The 21,453-nt window shown below is 65.3% G+C and carries 14 protein-coding genes; 7 read left to right on the top strand and 7 right to left on the bottom strand.

Features of this window, described 5'->3' with window-relative positions:
- Positions 1-11 precede the first annotated feature (11 nt).
- The 3 genes from WIR04_RS04535 to WIR04_RS04525 all read right to left on the bottom strand — a co-directional run bounded on the left by WIR04_RS04535 (position 12) and on the right by WIR04_RS04525 (position 3,779).
- Complete coding sequence (locus WIR04_RS04535) at positions 12-2,459, bottom strand: fimbrial biogenesis outer membrane usher protein (protein ID WP_338890802.1); 2,448 nt, start codon at positions 2,457-2,459, stop codon at positions 12-14.
- An 81-nt stretch (positions 2,460-2,540) separates the two neighbouring features.
- Positions 2,541-3,029, bottom strand: coding sequence for a CS1 type fimbrial major subunit (locus tag WIR04_RS04530; RefSeq protein ID WP_202047046.1), 489 nt, complete (start codon positions 3,027-3,029; stop codon positions 2,541-2,543).
- Positions 3,030-3,059: 30 nt separating this feature from the next.
- Positions 3,060-3,779 (bottom strand): hypothetical protein, encoded by a 720-nt coding sequence (locus WIR04_RS04525; RefSeq protein WP_307765848.1) that lies wholly within the window; start codon positions 3,777-3,779, stop codon positions 3,060-3,062.
- A gap of 228 nt (positions 3,780-4,007) precedes the next feature.
- On the opposite strand from WIR04_RS04525, the gene WIR04_RS04520 reads away from it, so the two are divergent.
- Together WIR04_RS04520 and WIR04_RS04515 are read left to right on the top strand one after the other, a co-directional pair.
- The gene (locus WIR04_RS04520) at positions 4,008-4,745 is read left to right on the top strand and encodes an EAL domain-containing protein (protein ID WP_338890799.1); all 738 of its coding nucleotides are present in this window, start codon (positions 4,008-4,010) and stop codon (positions 4,743-4,745) included.
- Positions 4,746-4,998: 253 nt separating this feature from the next.
- Positions 4,999-6,372, top strand: coding sequence for an endonuclease/exonuclease/phosphatase family protein (locus tag WIR04_RS04515; protein WP_338890797.1), 1,374 nt, complete (start codon positions 4,999-5,001; stop codon positions 6,370-6,372).
- Positions 6,373-6,433: 61 nt separating this feature from the next.
- Here the strand turns inward: WIR04_RS04515 and WIR04_RS04510 are convergent, their stop codons facing one another.
- Genes WIR04_RS04510 through dsrO form a run of 3 tightly spaced genes read right to left on the bottom strand, consistent with a single transcriptional unit; the run spans position 6,434 to position 11,452 of the window.
- Positions 6,434-9,541, bottom strand: coding sequence for a tetrathionate reductase subunit A (locus WIR04_RS04510; protein WP_338890795.1), 3,108 nt, complete (start codon positions 9,539-9,541; stop codon positions 6,434-6,436).
- The gene (gene nrfD, locus WIR04_RS04505; protein ID WP_338890793.1) at positions 9,541-10,668 is read right to left on the bottom strand and encodes an NrfD/PsrC family molybdoenzyme membrane anchor subunit; all 1,128 of its coding nucleotides are present in this window, start codon (positions 10,666-10,668) and stop codon (positions 9,541-9,543) included. Before nrfD ends, WIR04_RS04510 begins: the two co-directional genes overlap by 1 nt.
- A complete protein-coding gene (gene dsrO / locus WIR04_RS04500; RefSeq protein WP_338890791.1) occupies positions 10,658-11,452 on the bottom strand; it encodes a sulfate reduction electron transfer complex DsrMKJOP subunit DsrO in 795 nt (264 codons plus the stop codon). Before dsrO ends, nrfD begins: the two co-directional genes overlap by 11 nt.
- A gap of 308 nt (positions 11,453-11,760) precedes the next feature.
- Here dsrO and WIR04_RS04495 point away from each other — a divergent pair, with 308 nt between their 5' ends.
- The 4 genes from WIR04_RS04495 to fumC all read left to right on the top strand — a co-directional run bounded on the left by WIR04_RS04495 (position 11,761) and on the right by fumC (position 16,576).
- A complete protein-coding gene (locus WIR04_RS04495; RefSeq protein WP_420883443.1) occupies positions 11,761-13,596 on the top strand; it encodes a sensor histidine kinase in 1,836 nt (611 codons plus the stop codon).
- Between the two features lies 1 nt (position 13,597).
- Positions 13,598-14,209 carry a response regulator transcription factor gene (locus WIR04_RS04490; protein ID WP_338890789.1) on the top strand — a complete coding sequence of 204 codons (612 nt, stop codon included), beginning with the start codon at positions 13,598-13,600 and terminating at the stop codon, positions 14,207-14,209.
- A gap of 136 nt (positions 14,210-14,345) precedes the next feature.
- The gene (gene pepE / locus WIR04_RS04485) at positions 14,346-15,086 is read left to right on the top strand and encodes a dipeptidase PepE (protein ID WP_338890787.1); all 741 of its coding nucleotides are present in this window, start codon (positions 14,346-14,348) and stop codon (positions 15,084-15,086) included.
- A gap of 98 nt (positions 15,087-15,184) precedes the next feature.
- Positions 15,185-16,576 (top strand): class II fumarate hydratase, encoded by a 1,392-nt coding sequence (gene fumC, locus WIR04_RS04480; protein WP_338890786.1) that lies wholly within the window; start codon positions 15,185-15,187, stop codon positions 16,574-16,576.
- A 65-nt stretch (positions 16,577-16,641) separates the two neighbouring features.
- On the opposite strand, the gene WIR04_RS04475 is transcribed toward fumC, so the two are convergent.
- Positions 16,642-17,079 (bottom strand): VOC family protein, encoded by a 438-nt coding sequence (locus WIR04_RS04475; RefSeq protein ID WP_338890784.1) that lies wholly within the window; start codon positions 17,077-17,079, stop codon positions 16,642-16,644.
- 408 nt (positions 17,080-17,487) lie between these two features.
- On the opposite strand from WIR04_RS04475, the gene putA reads away from it, so the two are divergent.
- Entirely contained in the window at positions 17,488-21,441 is a 3,954-nt protein-coding gene (gene putA / locus WIR04_RS04470; RefSeq protein WP_338890782.1) for a trifunctional transcriptional regulator/proline dehydrogenase/L-glutamate gamma-semialdehyde dehydrogenase, read from the top strand.
- Positions 21,442-21,453: the final 12 nt, after the last annotated feature.

Raw genomic sequence — 21,453 nt, 5'->3', positions numbered from 1 at the left:
TGTTCGAGGGCCTATTGGCTGGCCCAAATCTCGGGGCTGCACACCAGATCCCCCAGCAACAACAGATCCTGCTGACGTTCGGTACGGGCCGTATCCAGCGCCAGATCGCACTGCTGCGCACCATGGAATTCCACCTGCAAGCTGGGGTTTCGCTCGCTCATCTCCACCGCAAAGAAGCCATCGGCCTCGCTGACGGTACGCCCCGCGTGGTTGACCACCATGGCCCCCTTGAGCGGCGTTCCCTGCCCATCCAGCAGGCGACCTATCACTGTCACCGTCTTCATCACCCGCACCCTGTGATAGGCCACTCCCCCCTTGTTGAGGTGATAGGGCAGCAGGTTGGGGCGAATGGTCACCGACGGCGCTCCGGCACCCGCCATGTCCAGCTGCACGGCACCACCGCGATAGGCAGTGACCGGCACCAGGTTGCGGCCGGGCCTCAGCATCACATTCCCCCCCTGATCGTCATAGGCGCGCAGGGCCAGCTCGGGAAGGTCGGACTCCAGATCCACTATCATGCCCGCCTCATACCCCTGGGATTGACCGGTCAGGGTCAGGCTGCCCTCATCGCCAAAGGCCAGGGTGCTGTCGAGGTTGAGCCCGCCGCTCAGGGCCCGGTTGTAGGAAGAAGAGAGCAGGTGGGCGTCGCCACTGGCGAGCGCCCCCTGAAAGCGGGCATAGCCCGCCATCCCGACCCCATAGCTGTCTGTGGTCAGGTTGGCCCCGACACTCTGCAAGGCGCCCCACTCCAGCCACTGCTGGTAACCGAGGGAGGCATTGCGCTCCTGCCCGCCGGAGCGGGAGGTCCGGCTGCCAATGCCGATGGCAAGCTGGCTGCGCTCTCCCCCCAGGTTCATGCTCAGGGAGAGCATGCTGCCCCTGTCCCGCGCATTGTCGGTGCTGATGCTGCCCGGGCGGTCAAACACCGTCAGGTTCCAGCTCACCCCCTGGCCGAGCAGCTCGCCGTTGTAACGCCAGCCCAGATCGGCCCCCAGCCCCTGCCCCTCCCGATGCGCCAGATAGAGGTTGGCGGAGTGGTGCTCATCGAGCCGCTGCTGCAACGACAGGTTGCTCTGGGCAAGGTCACGCGCCTCCCCCTCCCGCAGCCCCTGATAGCGCTGCTGCTGATGACTGAGCACCAGGCTGCCATCCCCATAGTGATAGAGCGCCTGCAGATCGAAGCCGGTGCCCACCCCCTGGGTCGCCATCAGGTTGCCAAACAGCCGCCACTGGTTGCCCGGGCTCCAGTCCGCCGAGAGACCGTGCTGCCAGCGCTGGTCTATGTACTGGCTGGACGCCCCCAGGATCACCGAGGGGGTGAGCAGGTGGTTGAGCATGACGCCGCCACTCGTGCTCTCGGGGCGCTTCTCGTCCCGGTCGCTGAGCAGCCGGGTCTGCTGGCCCATAAACAGGTTGAAGCGCCAGGTCTCCTCCGGGTTTTGCCAGTTGCCCGGCTTGTAGATCATCTCCCGCCGCCGCTCCGTGACCTGGCCATCTTCCAGCACCCGCAGCTCCACCTCGTAGATGCCGGTGGGCAGCACCCGGGTATCCAGGGCCTGCAGCCCCGAGCCCACCTGCTGGGAGTTGATGAGCAACCCATCCTTGTAGATCTCGACCATGCCGGGCCGACTCGGGGTGACATAGAGCGGGACTGTGCTGGCCTTGCCCTGCTCCACCAGCAGGGTGTCCGAATCCCCCAGCATGACCCCGAGCACGGTCGGCGTACCGCCGCCAAACTGGGCAGGCTGGCGCACCAGCCCCTGGGCATAGGGGGAGAAATAGCCCAGCCGGTAGAAGCGCCCCTCCCCCTCATGCTCGGCATAGAGCTGCTGCACATGGTGCTGGGCAGGCTGGCCGGAAAACTGGCTCAGCTCCCCTTCCAGCAAGGGGGTCCACTGGCCGAGGCTGCCCTGGGCCGTAAGGTTGTAGCGGCCGCTGCGCTGCTCTTCCTCCCCCAGGGTCAGGTTCAGCTGATGGCGCATCAGGGCGCCATAGCTGCCCGCGGCAGGCAGCTGGTGGTAGCGGGCCTGCTGTGATCCGCTCTCCACCCGGGTAGTCAGCACCGAGAGCTGGGAGTTTTCCAGGCTGTACTCCAGGGCCAGCACGCCATTGGCGCATTCGCTCTGGCACGGGCCCAGACGGTGAGGCACGGCCAGCACCTCGACCCAGCGCTGGCGTGTGCGCTCGTCCAGCTCACTCTCGTGGCCGTCGGTCAGGGTCAGCAGTTGCACGCTGGTGTCTTTGCCCAGCACTATCTCGCCCTCCCCCAGCAGTTGCCCATCCACCAGGATGCGCACCGCCAGCGGAACGTCGAAGAAGTGATCGGCAAAGCCATCAGGCAAGTCCTGGGCTTGTTGCAATACATCGAGGGGCTGGGTGGCGCGACCCTCAGTCGCCCAGACAGGCAGGCCCAGCAGGGCCAGCAGGGCCAGCGCCAGCAGGAAAGAGAAATAGGGCACGGGTCATCTCACTCTTGGCATCAGCGCAAACAAAAAAGGCTCCCCCGATACAGGGAGCCGAACTTAATCGCCGTCATTTGCTTAGGGCTTTTTGGGCGCTTCCGATTCAAACATCATGTTCACCACGCCCTGATAGTTGCCGGGCTGATAGCCGGCCACAGGGGCGTCGGCGGGGATCACTTCCAGTCCCAGCAACTTGCCTGTCTTGGCATCCTCTGCCTTCATCACCTCGACGGAGGTGGTCGACAGGGCGACACCACCCACCTTGACGGTCAGGGGAATGTTGTCGTTGCCGCTGGCCATCACGGCCGGGTTGGTCAGGTAGCCGGTGATGGCGCCTATGGTGCTCTTGGCATCCAGCTGCTTGCTCAGCGTGTCCAGCTTCTTGGTGTAGGGGTTGTAGGCCAGCTTCTGCGGCGTGCTCATCCAGTTGTCACCACCGGTCGGCTGCACATAGAAGGCCTCGCTCGGGATCTGGGCGGTCACTGTGACCTGATGTTCAATGCGTTCTGCCGCCATCAGATGGGCCGATACCAGCATCGCCAGGGGCGCAACAATCCATACTTTCATTACTCTCTCCTCGGTCATAAACAAGAAACATCAGTGTCCAATCACCATGTTTCTACTCTGGTCACCCTCAATCAGCACAAAGCGATAGAGGTGATCTTTCTGCTTCACAAGTTGCTTCTTCATGTTCGGCAACAGATGAATTTTTCCTGGTGTTGAACAGTTTTTTGCACGTCCATCACACTCCTCGAAAAAGTCCAGCACTATGGTGGCATTGCCGTTATTCACGACAGTGGTCATGGTGTCGGTCTCTATCAATTTCGTATCAAAGCGGGTCTCTTTAGGCATGACAAAAATAATGGCGCCGAATCCGGTCAATATATTTACGCCGGCAGAGACTTGCTGCTGGCCATCAATACTCTGGTCATCCATATCGAATCCATCCTCTTTCCTGGGCAGCACGGGAATAAAGCGAACCCTGAAATAGCGTTCCTTGTCTCGCACCCCCATATAGAGCAAGCGGGTAGCCTGTACCCCTTTGGCCGGGATGATCAGGCGCGACGGGCTGGCGATCAGGGCCCGGTTGCCTTCGGTCAGCTCCGCTGACTCACGGGGCTGGCCGGCGCCGTCGTAGGTTATTTCGTGAATGGCCACCTTGACGAAGGCGGTGGTATCGCCCTGATTTCGGATCCGCTTCAAATAGGTTCCCTGCTGACCGGCCATATAATCAAAAAGGGTACCTATGCTGATTTCGGCCGATGCCAATACGTTGCCGCTGAGCATCAGCAACACAATAAAAAATATATTTCTCATCTTTATTCCAGACTGGTTTTATTGCGGCACTATTTTTTCTTGAACAAGCTATTAACGAGCCACTCGAATATCACTGGGGCCAGTTTATGCAGCCTGCCGGGAGATGTTAATCGGAATAATCCTATATTGAATTTCAGGCGGCAGGCTCATTATCAGATAATTCCTACAGCTGCCGGGTGGCTGCGCCCTGTATTATGCGCAGCCATCCATCTCCATCAGGTGAGAGCCATGTTTGCGTTCAAAGAAGAGTATCCGATGAGTGCCATGGCAACGATGGCCATGGCAGATGTCGCAGTTCCCTTTTACCAGCCGATCATAGGTCGGGACCGTCAGGTCAAGGGCTATGAGGCGCTGGCCAGGCGCTGGGATCCGGTGGCCCAGTGTTACAAAGGCATCGATTTTGCCTCCCTCAGCCAGGACGAATCCCTGCATCTGGATATCGTCATGCTCAGGGCCATCATGAGGGATCTGCCTGTCCTGGCGAAGGGGGGGCCCTATACGCTCTCCATCAACCTCAACCCGGCGCTCTCCAGCCCGACCTATCAGAACCTGTTGCTGCTGGTGCTGGTGCAGGCACGCAAGGTGGGGATCGACATCTGGTTCGAGGTGCTGGAATACGCCCGGCTGGGGAGCCGGTACAGGGCGCTGATTGAGGTGCTGCGCGCCCATGGCGCCCACATCGCCTGCGATGACTTCGGCTCCCGGGAGTGCAACTTTCAGCGCCTGATGGCCCTGCCCTACGAGGTAGTCAAGCTGGACCGCTCCCTGCTGCTGCAGGCGGCGCGCACCTCTCACGCCTTCAAGATGCTGGTGGGTCTGGTGACCTACCTGCAGCGACTCGGCATGGCCGTGGTGTGCGAAGGGGTGGAGACCCAGACCCATATCGAGATAGCGAACCGCCTCGGCTGCGACTATCAGCAGGGCTATGCCTACGCCATGCCCTCCCCCCTCTCCCGCTGGTCCTAGGCGCCCGGGACCAGAGGGTCAACCGGTGCTCCTCTTGCCCTCGCACTTGCCCAGAACGACACAGGCCCGGGCCAGCATCCAGCTGTCAGGGCAAGGTTGCTAGCTCATCCCGCCGCCTTCCTCTTCTTCAGGCTGTGAATGGACTCACACTTTGGCTCATTCAGAGCCCGTTTCAGACCTGCCTCTCTATAATGGGCCCGCCTGGGCCTCTTCGATGCCCTGGCATAACCTGTTGATGCTACGGAATATTACAATGAAAAATAGCCACAAGACCCTGCTCGCCGCTGCCATTTCCCTCGGATTGATGGCAGGCTGTCACAGCAACAATGACTCCAAGGCCCCAGATCCCATGGTTCGCTTCGCGACTTTCAACCTCTCCTTCGATCGCACCGCCCCCGGCATGCTCTCCGGCGAACTGGCGCTGGACCGAGCCGCCCAGGATGCCCTGCTGGCCCGCTACCAGGAGGGCGACAGCAGCCTCGGCAAGGCCGAGGTCACCCAGGCCAAAAACGTGCAGCAGATCCGCAATATCGCCGAGATAGTGCAGCGCACCCGCCCGGACGTCTTCCTGCTGAACGAGTTCGACAACGACGGCAAGGGGGAGAGCACAACGGATCTCAAGGCGTTCAACGACAACTACCTGGCCCACGCCCAGCACGGCGAAGTGCAGGCCATCAGCTACCCTGTGATGCAGAATTTCGCCACCAATACCGGCCTGATGAGCGGTCATGACCTCAACCTGGACGGAAAGCGCAACAGCGGGCCGGACGACGCCTGGGGCTTTGGCAACTACCACGGCCAGTACGCCTTCGCGGTGATGTCGCAATATCCCATCGACACCAAGGGGATCCGCACCTTCCAGCACTTCAAGTGGAAGGACATGCCGGGCGAGACCAACCCCGTCATCGACGACTGCAACAACCCCAGGGCGCCGATCCCGGCCGGCCGCCAGTGCGGCGAGCCCTGGTATGACGCCGCCGCCTGGGAACAGTTCCCGCTCTCCTCCAAGAACCACGCGGACGTGCCGGTGCGGGTCAAGACCGCCAAGGGGGAGGAGGTGATCCACTTCCTCGTCTCCCACCCCACGCCCCCCATCTTCGGCAATGCGGCGCGCCACAACGTCAAGCACAACAGGGCCGAGGTCGCCTTCTGGCAGGACTATGTGGAAGCGGCGAGCTACATGGTGGACGACACGGGCAAGGCCGGCGGTCTGCCGGCGGGTGCCCGCTTCATCATCGCCGGGGATCTCAACGCAGACCCGCAAGCGGGTGACGGGGATCTCAGTGCCATTCAGGATCTGCACAACCATGTGCTGGTCAATCAGGCGGTCACCAATGGCGCCCTGATCCCGGTGAGCCAGGGGGGCCCCGAGTGCCTCGCCAGCCAGCCGGATCAGTGCAAGCGCAACAACAACAGGCCGACCCCGGAGCGCATCACCAGCAGCAGCGGCCTGCAACTCGATCACCTGATCCCCTCCGCCAACCTCAATGCGGTGGCCTCGGGGGTGTTCTGGCCCGCCAGCTTCGAACCCGGCTACCACCTGGTGTATGACCCACAGCTCGGCATCGCCAAGGGGGTGAGCTCGGATCACCGCCTGGTGTGGGTGGACGTCGAACTGGACAACTGATGTTCAGGATCACTCGATGAAAAGCGGGGCCATCATGGCCCCGCTTTTTTTGCAGCTGGCGCTAGACCAGCTTCTCCACCCGGGCCGGCAGCCCCTGGCGCGCCGAGGAGCCGATGGCCCAGTCCACCAGGGGATAGCGGCCGTGGCGACTGGGATCCAGCACCGCCAGATCGTTGAGGTTCACCCCTGCTCCGCGCAGGGCACTGGCCGCCACCTCCTTGCCGTCTACCCAGTGTGCCCGCGCCCCCAGCTCCTTGTGACCGAAGCCGTGCTCGATGGCGATGGCATCTTCCTGAACCCCGGCCACGCACTCGGCCAGTCCGATCACGCTGCCATCCGGGGTGCTGACCCGCACCCTGTCCCCGCTTTCAATCCCTAAGCGCGCCGCCGTCTGGGCGTTGAGTCGCACCCCGTTGCTGGGGTGCACCTGACGCAGGCGATCCGAGCTTATGCTCATGGAGCTCATGGTGTGGGACTTGTAGCTGGTGAGCAGCAAGGGCCACTGGGTCGGTTTGAACGCCTCGCTGAGCGGCATGCCATCTGCCAGCTGGGGCCGGAAGAAGCGCGGGGTACCGCTTAAGTATTGGCCGCTCTGGCTGTGACGGCGGCTGCCCACCGCCGGGTTCCACAGCATCAGCGGCTTGGGCCAGCGCTTGCTCGGCTGCCCCGCCTCATCGCGCCCCTTGGCCACCGGCTCGAAGCGCCCGCCCCTGGCGAAGAGGTAGGCGGCGCGACTCGCCTCTTCGGCGCTCAGGGTGGCGTTGAGCACCGGCATGATGCGCTCCACCCCGGACCAGGCGAGATCCTCCGGCTCTATGGCGGGCACCGGCTCACCGAGATAGGCGACGTTGGCCGCCCCGTAGAGGGAGAAATCTGCCGCCCGATTGAGGGCATGCAGGCTGCCGTCCCCCCCCTTGACCGCCCCCTCGCCAAAGCCCGGCAGGCCGAGACGTTTCGCCACAGCGATAAAGAAGGACTCCATGCAGACGGGATCCCCCTCGGCGGTCTTGACGACGCGAGGCTCCACCACAGGCCAGCGGCCGGTGGAGACCTTGGTCATGACGCCGTGCCAGGCGGTAGCCCAACCCCAGGACTCGTAGGTCAGGGTGTCAGGCACTATGTAGTCAGACAGCGCCGAGGATTCGTTGATGAAGCTGTCGATGCTGATAAAGAGCGGCAACACGCTCGGATCTTTGAGCTGCGGACCTATGGCCTTGGCGAGCCCGGCCTGACCATAGAGGGGATTGCCCATGTGGTTGATCCAGGCCTTGGCACGGTAGGGATAACCGCTCACCGCCGCGGTCAGGTGCTCGCCGAGCAGGGGCCCCGAGATGGGGAACCAGGGCTCGTGAGCCGGATAGGGGTTCTGACCCGCCTCGCGCTTGCGGCGATATTCCGAGGTCTTCTCGTAGGGGAACTTGGATCGCGACAGAAAGACTCCGGCGGGTTTGACCATGCCCGGGAAGCTCGCCAGATCGTAGCGCGGCCCGGCGCCGAAGGGGTCGAACTTGCCGCCGCTCGCCACGGCGCCGCCTCTGGCATTGAGGTTTCCTATCATGGCGTTGAGCATCATGATGGCCCAGGCCGTGTAGAAGCCGTTGGCGCTCATGGTGCCGCCGTGGGTGATCACCGCCGCCCGGGTGCCGTGGCTGGTGAACTCCCGGGCAAGGGCCTCGATGTCGGCCACCGGCACGGCGCACTCGGCACTGTATTGCTCGAGGCTGTGCTCCCGACTCGCCTCGGCCAGCAGCTGGAAGCTGCTCTTGACCGCCAGCGCCCCGCCCGGGGTCGAAATGCTGCGAGCCACCCAGAGTCGGGCCCGCTCGCAGCGGCCGGTCGGTGTCAGCTCGTCACTCCCCTCTTCGACCACCAGCACGGCATCCCCCTCGCCATAGGCCTCGCCCTCAAAGGGCAAGCCGAGATCGCTTGCCCGCAACATCTGGCCGAAGCGGGGGTGGGATTCGTCGCAGATCACCAGGTGGCTGGCGTTGCAAAAGCCGCGATAGCCGGCCCGCTCGGCGGCCTCGGCATTGGGGGCCGCCAGGAAGGGCTCGGCGTAGCGCTCGTTGTCGATGATCCAGCGCAGCATGGCCATGGCCAGCGCCGAGTCGGTGGCGGGCCTGATGGGCAACCAGCGGTTGGCGGGGGCGGAGGGCAGGTTCACCGTGTTCGGCAGGCTGGGGGCCACCACCACGTAGGAGAACGGCTTGCCCTGCCGTGCCCGCCCCGCCGCCAGCTGGCGGGACTGGCGTTTGAAGGGGTTGCCGGACTGCTGGGGAGAGGTGCCCATGAACAGCAGGAAGTCGCTCTCGTCCCAGTCGGGCTTGAGGTGGGCGTTCTTCTCCAGATCGTCCAGCAGGGCGCCGGCCCCGACCCGGAACGACAGGCCGCAGTAGGCGCCGTGGTTGGCGAAGTTGCGGGTGCCGAAGCTGTTGAAGGTGAAGCGCTTGATGAAGGCGTCGCGCCCCTCGTCCGAGGCGTTGCTCACCAGCAGCTGGTTGGCCTTGGGGCCGTACTCCGGGTTGGCGGGATCGAGCGGCTCGGCCAGGTTGCGGATGGCTCTGAGCCCTTCAACCTGGCCCTCCCCGAACAGATCGCCCCCCTCCACCACCTCCTCGATCAGCTGCTCGAAGGGGATGCTCTGCCAGCGGCCGCTGCCGCGGGGGCCCAGCCGCTTGAGGCAGCGGGTGACCCTGTGGGGGCTGTCGAGCTGCTCCAGCATGGCGTTGCCCCGGGCGCAGGCGGTGGAGCGTCCCTCCAGCCCCCCTTCCTGATAACCGCTGGTAGCGATCAGCGCCTGCTTGACCGGCGTCTTGAAATCGATGTGGTGCAGGGCCGAGAGGGGGTGATAGGGGTTGCCGAGGATACGCACTATCTTGTCGCTCTCGTTGTCGATGCGGGCCCGCACCCCGCACAGGGTCCAGCAGCCGAGGCACATGGTGTTGGCGAGGCGCTGCGCCGGGTTGGGGTGAAGCTCCCCCTGCCCATCGACCCTGTACTCCACCGGGAGCGAGTTGCCGTGGATGGGATCCCGGGTCGGCTTGCCCGAGCTGCCGGTGGCCACTCCGCTCGCCACCTGCTTGAGGGTGTCGCTGTAACCGGCCACGAAGAGCCCTGTGCCCCCGGCAATGGCGGCCCCTTTGAGAAACTTGCGTTTGCTGTGATCCATCAGAGTGCCTCGCGAGCGGAATGGGTGGTGGCTGCCTGGGTGGCAGATGAGTGTGTGACGGATGGCAGAGCCGGGGCGCGCACCAGCTCGGAGAGCGCCACCAGCAGGGCCAGCAGCAGGCCGAAGGTGCCGAGGATGCCGAGCACACCGGCCGGCCCCCAGGCTATCTGGTAGAGATAGACGCCGGCCCCGTATTTCGGGACCAGCTGCCCCTGAATGAGCACCAGCCAGCGCAGGCCCCACACCAGGTGCAGTGCCAGCAGCCCCAGGCCCCAGGTTTGCAGGCTCGCAGAGAGTCTGGGCCCCGCCAACAGCAGCAGGCCGAGCAGGCCCAGGGTCAGCAGCAGCCAGTGGGCCGCCAGCCGCCAGCTGGGATCCAGCCGATAGAGGGCACTCGCCTCCGCCGCCGAGTCGCCCCCAAAGAGGGCCCAGCCCAGCAGGGAGAGGGCGAGCAGCGCCAGGGTCGGGCGGATCTGGCGTAGCAGCCCCGCCTCCGTACGTTGCTGCCAGCCCGCCAGCATGCGGTTGAGCAGCAGCAGGGCGCTCTGGGCCGCCAGCAGGGCGCTCAGCGCCAGCAGCCAGGGGAGCCAAGGGCTGTGCCAGAGGGGCCGCGCCGCTACCGCCATGGTCTCGAGCCCGGTGTAGAGGGCGATACTGAGCCCGCTCAAAGCCGCCATCAAAGCCAGCGGTTTGAGCCAGGGGTCGCCGGGCCAATGTCCCAGGCAGAGCAGCCGCGCCAGGGCGGCGACCCTGTCATGCTCCTCGCCGCGCCGGGCCAGATTCGGCCTGAGCAGCAGCCAGCCCAGCAGCATGGAGAGCAGGCTGAACAGGGGCAGCAGGTAGGCGCCATACCACATGACGGAGGTGAAGCGGGTCTGGGCGTAGAAGTGCCAGGCCCGGGCCGGCTGGTGCAGATCCGCCGTCAGGGCGATGGGCGCCACCAGACCGGCCCCCATCATCAGCACGGCGGCCAGGGTCTGCAGCCGCCGATCCGGTGCCTTGTGCCACAGATCGGCGGCACCGAGCCAGAGGGCCCCATAGGCGAGGCCGATGAGGAAGAAATATTGCACCGCCCAGGGCAGCCAGGTGATGGGCTGATCCGGGGCCAGCAGTTCGTTAATGGTCATGGGCTATCTCCTTGCCGTCGTCGCCGAGCAGGGTGCGCTGCGCCGGATGGCCTTCTATCTTGCTGACGAAGGCCTCATCCATGCCGAGATAGAAGACCCGCGGCTGAGTATGGGCCTCGGGCTTGAGCACCTTGAGGGCAGGCTCATGTTCGCGCAGCAGTCGGCTTATCTGGCTCTTGGGATCGTTCAAGTCCCCTATGATGCGCGCCTCGCCGACGCAGCTCTCCACGCAGGCGGGCAAGAGCCCCGCCTCCAGCCGATGGGCGCAGAAGGTGCACTTGTCGGCGGTGTTGGTCTCGTGGTTGATGAAGCGGGCGTCGTAGGGGCAGGCCTGCACGCAGTAGCCGCAGCCGACGCACCAGTCGTTGTTGACCACCACTATGCCGTCGTCGCGCTGGAAGGTGGCACCGGTGGGGCAGACATCGAGGCAGGCAGGCTCGGCGCAGTGGTTGCAAAGCCTCGGCAACATCAAGAGGGAGGCGGGGGCATCGAGTGCCGCCAGGTCGCTCACCTCGTACTGGCTTACAGTGGTGCGAAACTGGCCGAGAGGGGGCTGGTTTTCGATGGTGCAGGCCACTGTGCAGGCCTGACAACCGACGCAGCGGCGCAGGTCGATCAGCATGCCGTAGCGCTTGCGGCCATCCCCCCGGCTGATGGCCGCCCGCCCATTGCGGGGAACGGGGACGGACTGGGCCTGAACTTGGGCCTGAGTCACGGGGATCAGGGCCGCCCCTGCGGTGAGGGCGGCGATCCCGGATAACAATCGGCGCTTGCTGAGCTCCATGGCTTCATTCCTTCTGCTGAGCTGGCTTCCCCCAAGAGGGGGGTGAGCCGATTGTCCGCAACGCAGCAAGTCGCCTCTATTGTGGTTTTCCACATACCGGGAGCCGGGTTGATCCAGCGCAATAAAACCGGCCCCATAACCGCCAAACTGTGACCTAAGCCCCATTCGCCGCCCCATTACCGCGCCTAGGCGGGCCCAGGGCGATGCCCCGGTGATAGACTGGCCTCCCCCCCCATCTGCCGCCCAAGGAGAGCGCCCTGTTCCGTCACGCCCCCTCGTCGCTCGCCCGCAAGTCCCTGCTGGCCCTGTTGCTCTGGCTCAGCGTCGCCCCCGCCCTGGCCGGGCCTGTACCCCAATCGACCGAACCGGAGCAGGTCCAGAGCGAGCCGGTCCGAATAGGCGTGCTGGCGACCCGCGGCCTGGCGCTTGCGAAGACCCAGTGGCAGCCGCTGATGGGCTGGCTGGACGAGCGGGTGCCAGAGCGGCGCTTCGCGCTGGTGCCCCTGGAGCTCGACAGGCTGGCCGAGGCCGTCGCACAGAACAGGCTCGACTTTGTCATCACCAACCCGGGCCAGTCGGTCAGCCTGGCGCGCCAGTATCCGCTGGCCTGGCTCGCCACCCTCAAGAGCCCGGCGGGGGGTGACAACCTCGCCATAGGCGCCGCCCTGGTGGTGCGCGCCCATGCCCCCTACCGGCACTGGCAGGATCTCGAGGGGCAGCCGGTCGCCGCCGTGTCGGAAAACGCCTTTGGTGGCTACCTCGCCTACCGCTTCGAGGCGGACGAGCAGGGGGTCAGGCTGGAGCGCTTCTTCTCCGCCGTGCGCTTCAGCGGCTTCCCCCTGGACAGGCTCATCGAGCAGCTGGCGGCGGAAGAGGTGGCCGCCGCCATAGTGCCGGTCTGCCAGCTGGAGCGCATGGTGCGGGAGGGCAAGGTCGCCGACTCGGATTTTCGGGTGCTGGACAACCAGGCGCCGGCGGGCTTTGGCTGCCAGAGCTCGACCCGGCTCTACCCGAACTGGGCCTTCGCCCAGACGGAGCAGGCCTCCCCTGCGCTTGCTCTGGCGGTGACGCGAGCCCTGTTCGACCTGCCAGCAGACAGCGAGGCGGCCATGGCCGCCGATTCGGCGGGCTGGACAGTGCCCACCAGCCAGCTTGGCATCGACCGCCTGCTCAAGGCGCTGGATCGCCACCCCCTGCAGGGCCCCTGGTGGCAATCGGCCTGGCACTGGCTGCGCCAGCATCAGCAGTGGGGCTGGGGCGCCCTGGCGCTGGTGCTGCTGCTCGGCGGCCACCACCTGCTGCTGCAATACCTGTTCAACCGCAGCCAGCGCCGACTGATCGCCACCCGCCAGCAACTCGAGGAGAAGGGACGCCAGCTCGAGCAGGCCAGACGCCTCGCCGAGCTCGGCGAACTCGGCGCCAACGTGGCCCACGAGATCAACCAGCCCCTCACCGCCATCGCCAACTACAGCCAGGGTGCCCTGCTGCGCCTCGCGAGGCAGGGGCAGGATCCGGCCACGGCCGCATCACAGGAACCCCTGCGCCAGGCCCTGGAGCAGATTGGCCTGCAGGTCCAGCGCATCACCCAGACAGTCAACCGGCTGAGAGCCCGGCTGCAAAAGCGCCCCCGCCAAGCCGAGCCCACGGATCTGGTCGCCCTGGTGGAGGGCCTGCAACCCCTGCTCGGTCAGATGCTTGCCCCCCTCGGCGTCACCTTCACACTGCGCTGGCAGGGGCAGCCGCGCCTGCTCCCCCTGGATGGCACCGGGGTGGAGCAGTTGCTGATGAACCTCATCAAGAATGGCGCCGAGAGCGCGGCCCGAACGGGCGGCCCTGCGGCGCAAAGGGCTGAGCCGGGCCGGGTCGAGCTGCTTGTCTGCTTCGAGGCGGCGCTATTGATCCTGGAGATCCGCGACAACGGCCCCGGCCTGAGGATGCCACAGGCCTGGCTGCAGCAGGCGTTTCACAGCGACAAGGACGATGGCATGGGGCTGGGGCTCGCCATCTGCCGGGACGTGGTCGAGTCTCATCGCGGCCAGCTCGCCTTGAGCAACCTGAGCCCCCATGGCTGCCTGGCCCGGGTGACCCTGCCCGCCCCTCAGCAAGGGCTTGAGGCCGTTTCCGATTTCAATCCAAGGAGCTGACATGCAGTCCAGTGACCGCCCTCCCCTCTACCTGGTCGATGACGATCAGGCCGTGCTCGACTCCCTGCGCTTCATGCTGGAGAGCTGCGACGAGCGGCAGCTGCGCTGCTTTGCCGACGGCGAGCGCTTCCTGGAAGAGGTCGATCTGCGCCTGCCCGCCTGCCTCATCCTGGATTGCCGCATGCCGGGGCTGTCGGGCCCCGAGGTGCAGCAGCGGCTGAAGGCTGCCCAGAGCCCCATCGCCATACTGTTTCTCACCGGTCACGGCGAGGTGCCCCTGGCGGTGGAGTCCCTCAAGCAGGGGGCGGTGGATTTCTTGCAAAAGCCGGTGCAACTGGCCCCCCTGCTCGCCGCCATAGCGCGGGCCGAGCAGGCAACCCTGACCGCGGCGGCGCGGCTTGCCCATCAGCACGCTTTCGAGCGGCTCACCCCCCGCGAGCACCAGCTGTTGCAGCTCATCGCCCAAGGCCACAAGAACCAGCAGATAGCGCAGGATCTCTGCATCTCGGTGCGCACCGTCGAGGTGTGCCGCGCCAGCCTGATGAGGCGGCTCGAGGTCGACTCCCTGGCCGAGCTGATGCTGCGCTATGCGGCTGTCAATGGGCAGCCCTGAATGGCTCACACCATGGGCAGACCCCGGGACACAAAACGCGGCGAGATCACACACTTGGCGCCGCCTTGGGGGTAGAGTAGCCCCTTCCCTTTATCAGGACAGACCGAGGTCCTGCGCATTAATTCGAGGAGACATCATGGAACTGCTTCTGCTCAGCAATGGCAAAACCACCGAACACCCGGGCCTGCTCGGCTGGGCCCGCGACCGGGTGCAGGCCCTGCTCGCCCGCAAACAGGTCAAGCGCATCCTGCTCATCCCCTATGCGGTGATCCGCAGCGACTGGGATGCCCGTGCCCAGGATCTCACCGAGAGCCTGGGGGTGGAGGCCATCAGCATTCACCAGTTCGACGATCCGGTGGACGCCATCAACCAGGCAGACGCCATCTTCATCAGCGGCGGCAACACCTGGCGCCTGAACCAGCTGCTGCACGAATACGGCCTCATCGTGCCCATACAGCGCGCCGTGCGTGAACGGGGCGTGCCTTATGTGGGCTGGAGCGCCGGTTGCAACGTGGCGACCCCGAGCATCCGCACCACCAACGACATGCCAGTGTGCAGCGCCGCCGTGCTGCCGGCCCTGGGCCTGTTCCCGCTGCAGATCAATCCCCACTATCTGGATGCCAGCATCAGCGGCCACATGGGGGAGACCCGGGACGAGCGGCTCGCCGAGTTCTGCGCCATCAACCCGAGCGAATCAGTGGTGGCCCTGCGCGAGGCCAGCCTGTTGCAGATCAGCGGCGAGAGCAGCGGCGAGACCATCGAGTACTGGAGCGTGCGCGGCGAAGGCTTCAAGATCTTCAAGCACGGCGAGACGACCCAGGAGTATGAGAACGCCCGGCCATTGGCCGCGCTGACGCCGTTTCAGCCTCGCGACTGACACCATGACAGACGAACCTATGTGAGCGATCACGGGATTTGCCATGCTGTGGGAGCAAGGGGTATCCCTTGCTCCTTGTTTTTCGATGGGAGAAGGCCATGACAGTAAGGATCGAACACGACAGCTTCGGTGATATCGAAGTCCCGGCGGCGCGGCTCTGGGGGGCCCAGACCCAGCGCTCCCTGCACCATTTCAACATCTCGGGGGAGCGCCAGCCGATGGAGATCATCCATGCCCTCGCCCGCATCAAGTCCGCCTGCGCCAGGGTGAACCACGCCCTGGGGCTGCTGCCCGCCCGCAAAGCCCAGGCCATCATGGCCGCCGCCGACGAGGTGCTGTGCGGCCTGCACGACGCCGAGTTTCCCCTAATGGTGTGGCAGACCGGCTCAGGCACCCAGACCAACATGAACCTCAACGAGGTGCTGGCGAACCGGGCCAGCGAACTGCTTGGCGGCGAACGGGGAGAGGCGCGGCTGGTGCACCCCAACGACGAGGTGAACAAGAGCCAGTCCAGCAACGATGTCTTCCCGAGCGCCATGAACCTGGCGGCCATCACCGCCATCACCGGCCAGTTGCTGCCGGCTCTCGTTACCCTGAAAAACACCCTCGCCGACAAGGCCGCCGCCTTCGACGACCTCGTCAAAATTGGCCGCACCCACCTGCAGGATGCCACCCCCCTCACCCTGGGTCAGGAGATCTCCGGCTGGGTCGCCCAGCTCGCTCAGGGGGAGCGCCACCTGAATGCCGCCCTGCCCCATCTGTGTGAGCTGGCCCTCGGCGGCACCGCGGTCGGCACCGGTCTCAACTGCCCGCCCGGCTTTGCCGAGGCGGTGGCAAGCACCCTCGCCGAGCAGACCGGCCTGCCCCTGGTGAGCGCCCCCAACAAGTTCGAGGCCCTGGCGGCGAGCGATGCCCAGGTCCATGCCCATGGCGCCCTCAAGACGCTCGCGGCTTCTCTCATGAAGATCGCCAACGACGTGCGCTGGCTGGCGAGCGGCCCCCGCAGCGGGCTGGGGGAGCTCAGCATCCCGGAGAACGAACCCGGCTCCTCCATCATGCCGGGCAAGGTCAACCCGACCCAGAGCGAGGCGCTCACCATGCTCTGCGCCCAGGTGATGGGCAACGACGTGGCCATCAACATCGGCGGCGCCAGCGGCAACTTTGAGCTGAACGTGTTCAGGCCCATGATCGCCCATAACTTCCTGCAGAGCGTGCGGCTCTTGGCGGACGGCATGCAGAGCTTCCACGATCACTGCGCCCTCGGCATAGCTGCGAACCGGGCGCGCATCGACGAGCTGCTGGCCCGCTCCCTGATGCTGGTGACGGCCCTCAACCCCCACATCGGCTATGACAAGGCCGCCGAGATCGCCAAACTGGCCCACCACCAGGGACTGACGCTGCGGGAGGCGGCCATCGCCTCGGGCCACCTCACGGCCCAGCAGTTCGATGCCTGGGTGGTGCCCGCTGATATGGTGGGGCGCAGCAAATAAGGCTTTTGGCCGTACAAATAGGCAAAAAGGGCGCCATAGCGCCCTTTTTCATGACAAACCCGAGATCATGTCTTGCTCTGGCAGTTGAACATCCAGCGGGTGCCGAACTTGTCCACCAGAGAGCCGAAATAGTCACCCCAGAACATCTCCTGCAACGGCATCTCCACCTGGCCGCCCTCCCCCAGGGCCGCAAACAGGCGGTCGGTCTCGGCCCGGCTGTCCGGCTCCAGGTTGAGGTAGCTGTTGTTGCCCTGCACCAGGGTGAATCCCATGCTAGCGGGGGCGTCCGTGCCCATCAGCACGTGGCCGCCCAGGATCGCCAGCTCCACATGCATCACCAGATCGCCATCTTCCTGTGACAGGGGCGGCTGACCCGGGCAGCCGGGGGACTCCTTGAATCTGTGGATGGGGCCGTTGAACTCGCCGCCGAACACCTCGCGGTAGAAGAGGAAGGCCGCCTCCGTCTCCCGGGCAAAATTGAGATAGGTACTGACACGCGCCATGATGAGCTCCTTGGTCATTGATAGCGGATTTCGAGGCCAGCTATCAGCATAGAAGAGCCAACGCCACCCCTGTCGTTCACTACACCAGTGAGTCCTAAGTGGTGGTTTCCCTCGTTTCCCCATGAGTACCTGGCTGATATTTCATGAAAAAAGAGCAACCCGACCCCGCCGAGGGTTGCACCTCGTTACCCATCCCGAGAACATGTATACAACCCATTAATATTTCGGTGAAAAGCTGTATCGAGTCCTATTTACGGGATCAATCCACCGAGTCATTTGCCATAGGAAAATTCAACAATGTAGCCAGGACATTAAAATTTCTTGCTTGAAGGTTGCACCTGGTTGCGCCATTCTCGGCAAAATTTAACCGTCCGGTAATATTGTTACCTTCTAGACACAGGAAGTCCCATGGCCACTACCACCCTCGGCGTTAAACTCGATGAAGCGACCCGCGACCGTCTCAAGCAGGCCGCCCAAACCCTGGATCGCACTCCCCACTGGCTGATCAAGCAGGCGATCTTCACCTATCTGGAGCAGCTGGAGCGGGGCCTGACCCCACCCGAGCAGTCCGGTTTGGCCGCTGCCGCCGGGGAAGAGGCCATCGAGACCCTGACCGAGCAGGGGATCCAGGTCTTCCTCGAGTTTGCCGAGAGCATCTTGCCGCAGTCCGTGCTGCGCGCCGCCATCACCTCCGCCTATCGCCGCCCCGAGACAGAGGCCGTGCCCATGCTGCTGGAGCAGGCCCGCCTGCCCAAGGAGAAGGCCGAGGCGACCCAGAAGCTCGCCTTAAGCATCGCCGAGAAGCTGCGCAACCAGAAGAGCGCCAGCGGCCGTCAGGGCCTGGTGCAGGGTCTGCTGCAGGAGTTCTCCCTCTCCTCCCAGGAAGGGGTGGCCCTGATGTGTCTGGCGGAGGCGCTGCTGCGCATCCCCGACAAGGCGACCCGCGATGCCCTGATCCGCGACAAGATAAGCGGTGGCAACTGGAGCCAGCACCTGGGCCAGAGCGCCTCCCTGTTCGTCAACGCCGCCTCCTGGGGCCTGCTCATCACCGGCAAACTGGTGGCCACCCACAACGAGGCTGGCCTCAACAGCTCCCTCAAGGGGCTGATCGGCAAGGGCGGCGAGCCGCTGATCCGCAAGAGTGTGGACATGGCGATGCGCCTGATGGGGGAGCAGTTCGTCACCGGCGAGACCATCGCCGAGGCGCTGGCAAATGCGGGCAACATGGAAAACAGGGGCTTCCGCTACTCCTACGACATGCTGGGGGAAGCGGCCCTCACCGAGGAGGATGCCAAGCGCTATCTCGCCTCCTACGAGCAGGCCATCCACGCCATCGGCAAGGCCTCCCACGGCCGTGGCATCTATGAGGGCCCGGGCATCTCCATCAAGCTCTCCGCCCTGCACCCGCGCTACAGCCGCGCCCAGTACGATCGCGTCATGGAAGAGCTCTACCCCACCCTGCTGGGCCTGACCCTGCTCGCCAGGCAGTACGACATCGGCATCAACATCGACGCCGAGGAGGCCGATCGGCTGGAGATCTCCCTCGACCTGCTGGAGAAGCTCTGCTTCGACCCGTCTCTCGCGGACTGGAACGGCATCGGCTTCGTCATCCAGGCCTATCAGAAGCGCTGCCCCTATGTGATCGACTACGTCATCGATCTCGCCAAGCGCAGCCGTCACCGCCTGATGATCCGGCTGGTGAAGGGCGCCTACTGGGACAGCGAGATCAAGCGCGCCCAGCAGGATGGCCTGGAGGGTTACCCCGTCTATACCCGCAAGCCCTACACTGATGTCTCCTATCTGGCCTGCGCCCGCAAGCTGCTGGCGGTGCCCGAGTCCATCTATCCCCAGTTCGCCACCCACAACGCCCATTCCCTGTCGGCCATCTACCAGCTGGCGGGGCAGAACTACTACCCGGGCCAGTACGAGTTCCAGTGCCTGCACGGCATGGGTGAGCCGCTCTACGAACAGGTGGTCGGCAAGGTCGCCGACGGCAAGCTGGGTCGCCCCTGCCGCATCTATGCGCCGGTCGGCAGCCACGAGACCCTGCTCGCCTACCTAGTGCGCCGCCTGCTGGAGAACGGGGCCAACACCTCCTTCGTCAACCGCATCGCGGACAACAGCATCTCCCTGCAGGATCTGGTGCAGGATCCGGTACAGCAGATCGAGCAGATGGCCGCCCGTGAAGGCAGCCTGGGTCTGCCCCACCCGCGCATCCCCCTGCCCCGTGAGCTGTACGGCGAAGCCCGCCCGAACTCCGCCGGCCTGGATCTCGCGAACGAGCACCGTCTGGGGTCGCTGTCAGCCGCCCTGCTCGCCAGCACCAACACCGCCTATCAGGCCCTGCCCATGCTGGGCTGCGACACCGAGGCGCCGACCCAGTTCCAGCACGTCGTCAACCCGGCGGATCACCGCGACGTCGTCGGTCAGGTGAGCGAAGCCACGGTAGAGCTGGTGGACAAGGCCCTCGCCTGTGCTCTCTCCAGCGGCCAGATCTGGCAATCGACCCCGCCGGCCGAACGGGCCGCCGTGCTGGAGCGCGCCGCCGATCTGATGGAATCCGAGCTGCAACCCCTGATGGGCCTGCTGGTGCGCGAATCCGGCAAGACCTTCGCCAACGCCATCGCCGAGGTGCGCGAGGCGGTGGACTTCCTGCGCTACTACGCCGCCCAGGCGCGCAACCACTTCGCCAACGAGAGCCACAGACCGCTCGGCCCCGTGGTCTGCATCAGCCCCTGGAACTTCCCGCTGGCCATCTTCAGCGGCCAGGTCTGCGCGGCCCTGGCCGCCGGCAACACTGTGCTGGCGAAACCGGCGGAGCAGACCCCGCTCATCGCCGCCCAGGCGGTGCGCATCCTGCGTGAGGCCGGCGTCCCCGCCGGTGCGGTGCAACTGCTGCCGGGCCGCGGTGAAACAGTGGGCGCGGCGCTGATCAGCGACGAGCGGGTCCGTGGCGTCATGTTCACCGGCTCCACCGAGGTGGCGGGCATCATCTCCCGCAACCTGGCCGGTCGCCTCGACGCCCAGGGCCGCACCATACCGCTCATCGCCGAGACCGGCGGCCAGAACGCCATGATCGTCGACTCCTCCGCCCTGACCGAACAGGTGGTGATGGACGTCATCTCCTCGGCATTCGACAGCGCCGGTCAGCGCTGCTCCGCCCTGCGGGTGCTGTGCGTGCAGGACGATGTGGCCGAGCGGGTGATCCGCATGCTCAAGGGGGCCATGGCCGAGTACAAGGTCGGCAGCCCCGAGCACCTCTCCACCGACATAGGCCCTGTCATCGACGCCGAGGCCAAGGCCAACATAGAGCGCCATATCAAGGCGATGGGAGACAAGGGTCGTCGGGTGCACCAGATTGCCCGCACGCAGGAGGGCGCCTGCAACCGCGGCACCTTCGTGCTGCCGACCCTGATCGAACTCGACAGCCTGGATGAGCTGGGCCCGGAGGTGTTCGGCCCGGTGCTGCACCTGGTGCGCTACCCCCGCGCCAAGCTCGGCGAGCTGCTCGCGCAGATCAACGACAGCGGCTACGGCCTGACCCTGGGGGTCCATACCCGCATCGACGAGACCATAGCCCAGGTGGTCAACACCGCCAAGGTCGGCAACCTCTACGTCAACCGCAACATAGTGGGCGCCGTGGTCGGGGTGCAGCCGTTCGGCGGCGAAGGTCTCTCCGGCACAGGTCCCAAGGCGGGTGGTCCGCTCTACATGTACCGTCTGCTCGGGGCTCGTCCTCAGGAGGCGGTGACCAGCCAGCTTCGCCAGGAGCAGGGGTCAACCTCGCAAGCCGAAGCCGCCAAACCGGCACTGCTGGCCTTGCGCGGCTGGGCGAGCAAGCAGGCCCCGGCACTGGTGACCCTGTGCGATCGCTACGGCGAGCTGGCGCTGAGCGGCCTGACCCAGCTGCTGGTCGGCCCCACCGGCGAGCGCAACAGCTACAGCCTGCTGCCCCGGGAGCGGGTGCTCTGTCTGGCCGCCGACGATCAAGAAGCCAAAACAGATCTGCTGGCCCAGCTGGCGGCCTGTCTGGCCGTCGGGACAGAGGTGCTGTGGCAGGACAATGCCCAGAACCGCACCCTGCTGAGCAGCCTGCCCAGCGAGGTACAAGGGCGTATCCAGCTGGTGGCAGACTGGGCCAACAGCGACATCGGCTTCGATGCCCTGCTGCACCACGGCGACTCGGATCAGCTGCGGGAAGTGGCCAAACTTGCCGCCGCCCGTGCTGGCGCCATCGTCGGTGTGCACGGCCTGCACCGTGGCGAGACTGACATCCCCCTGGAGCGCCTGCTGATCGAGCACGCCCTCTCGGTCAACACCGCCGCCGCCGGTGGCAACGCCAGCCTGATGACCATAGGCTAAGCGTCCCGCCGT

It is taken from the genome of Aeromonas rivipollensis, from assembly GCF_037811135.1.
In the GTDB taxonomy this organism is placed as follows: Bacteria; Pseudomonadota; Gammaproteobacteria; order Enterobacterales; family Aeromonadaceae; genus Aeromonas; species Aeromonas rivipollensis.
The sequence above is the reverse complement of the archived record's forward strand: the minus strand, read 5'-3'. Positions and strand labels throughout refer to the sequence as shown.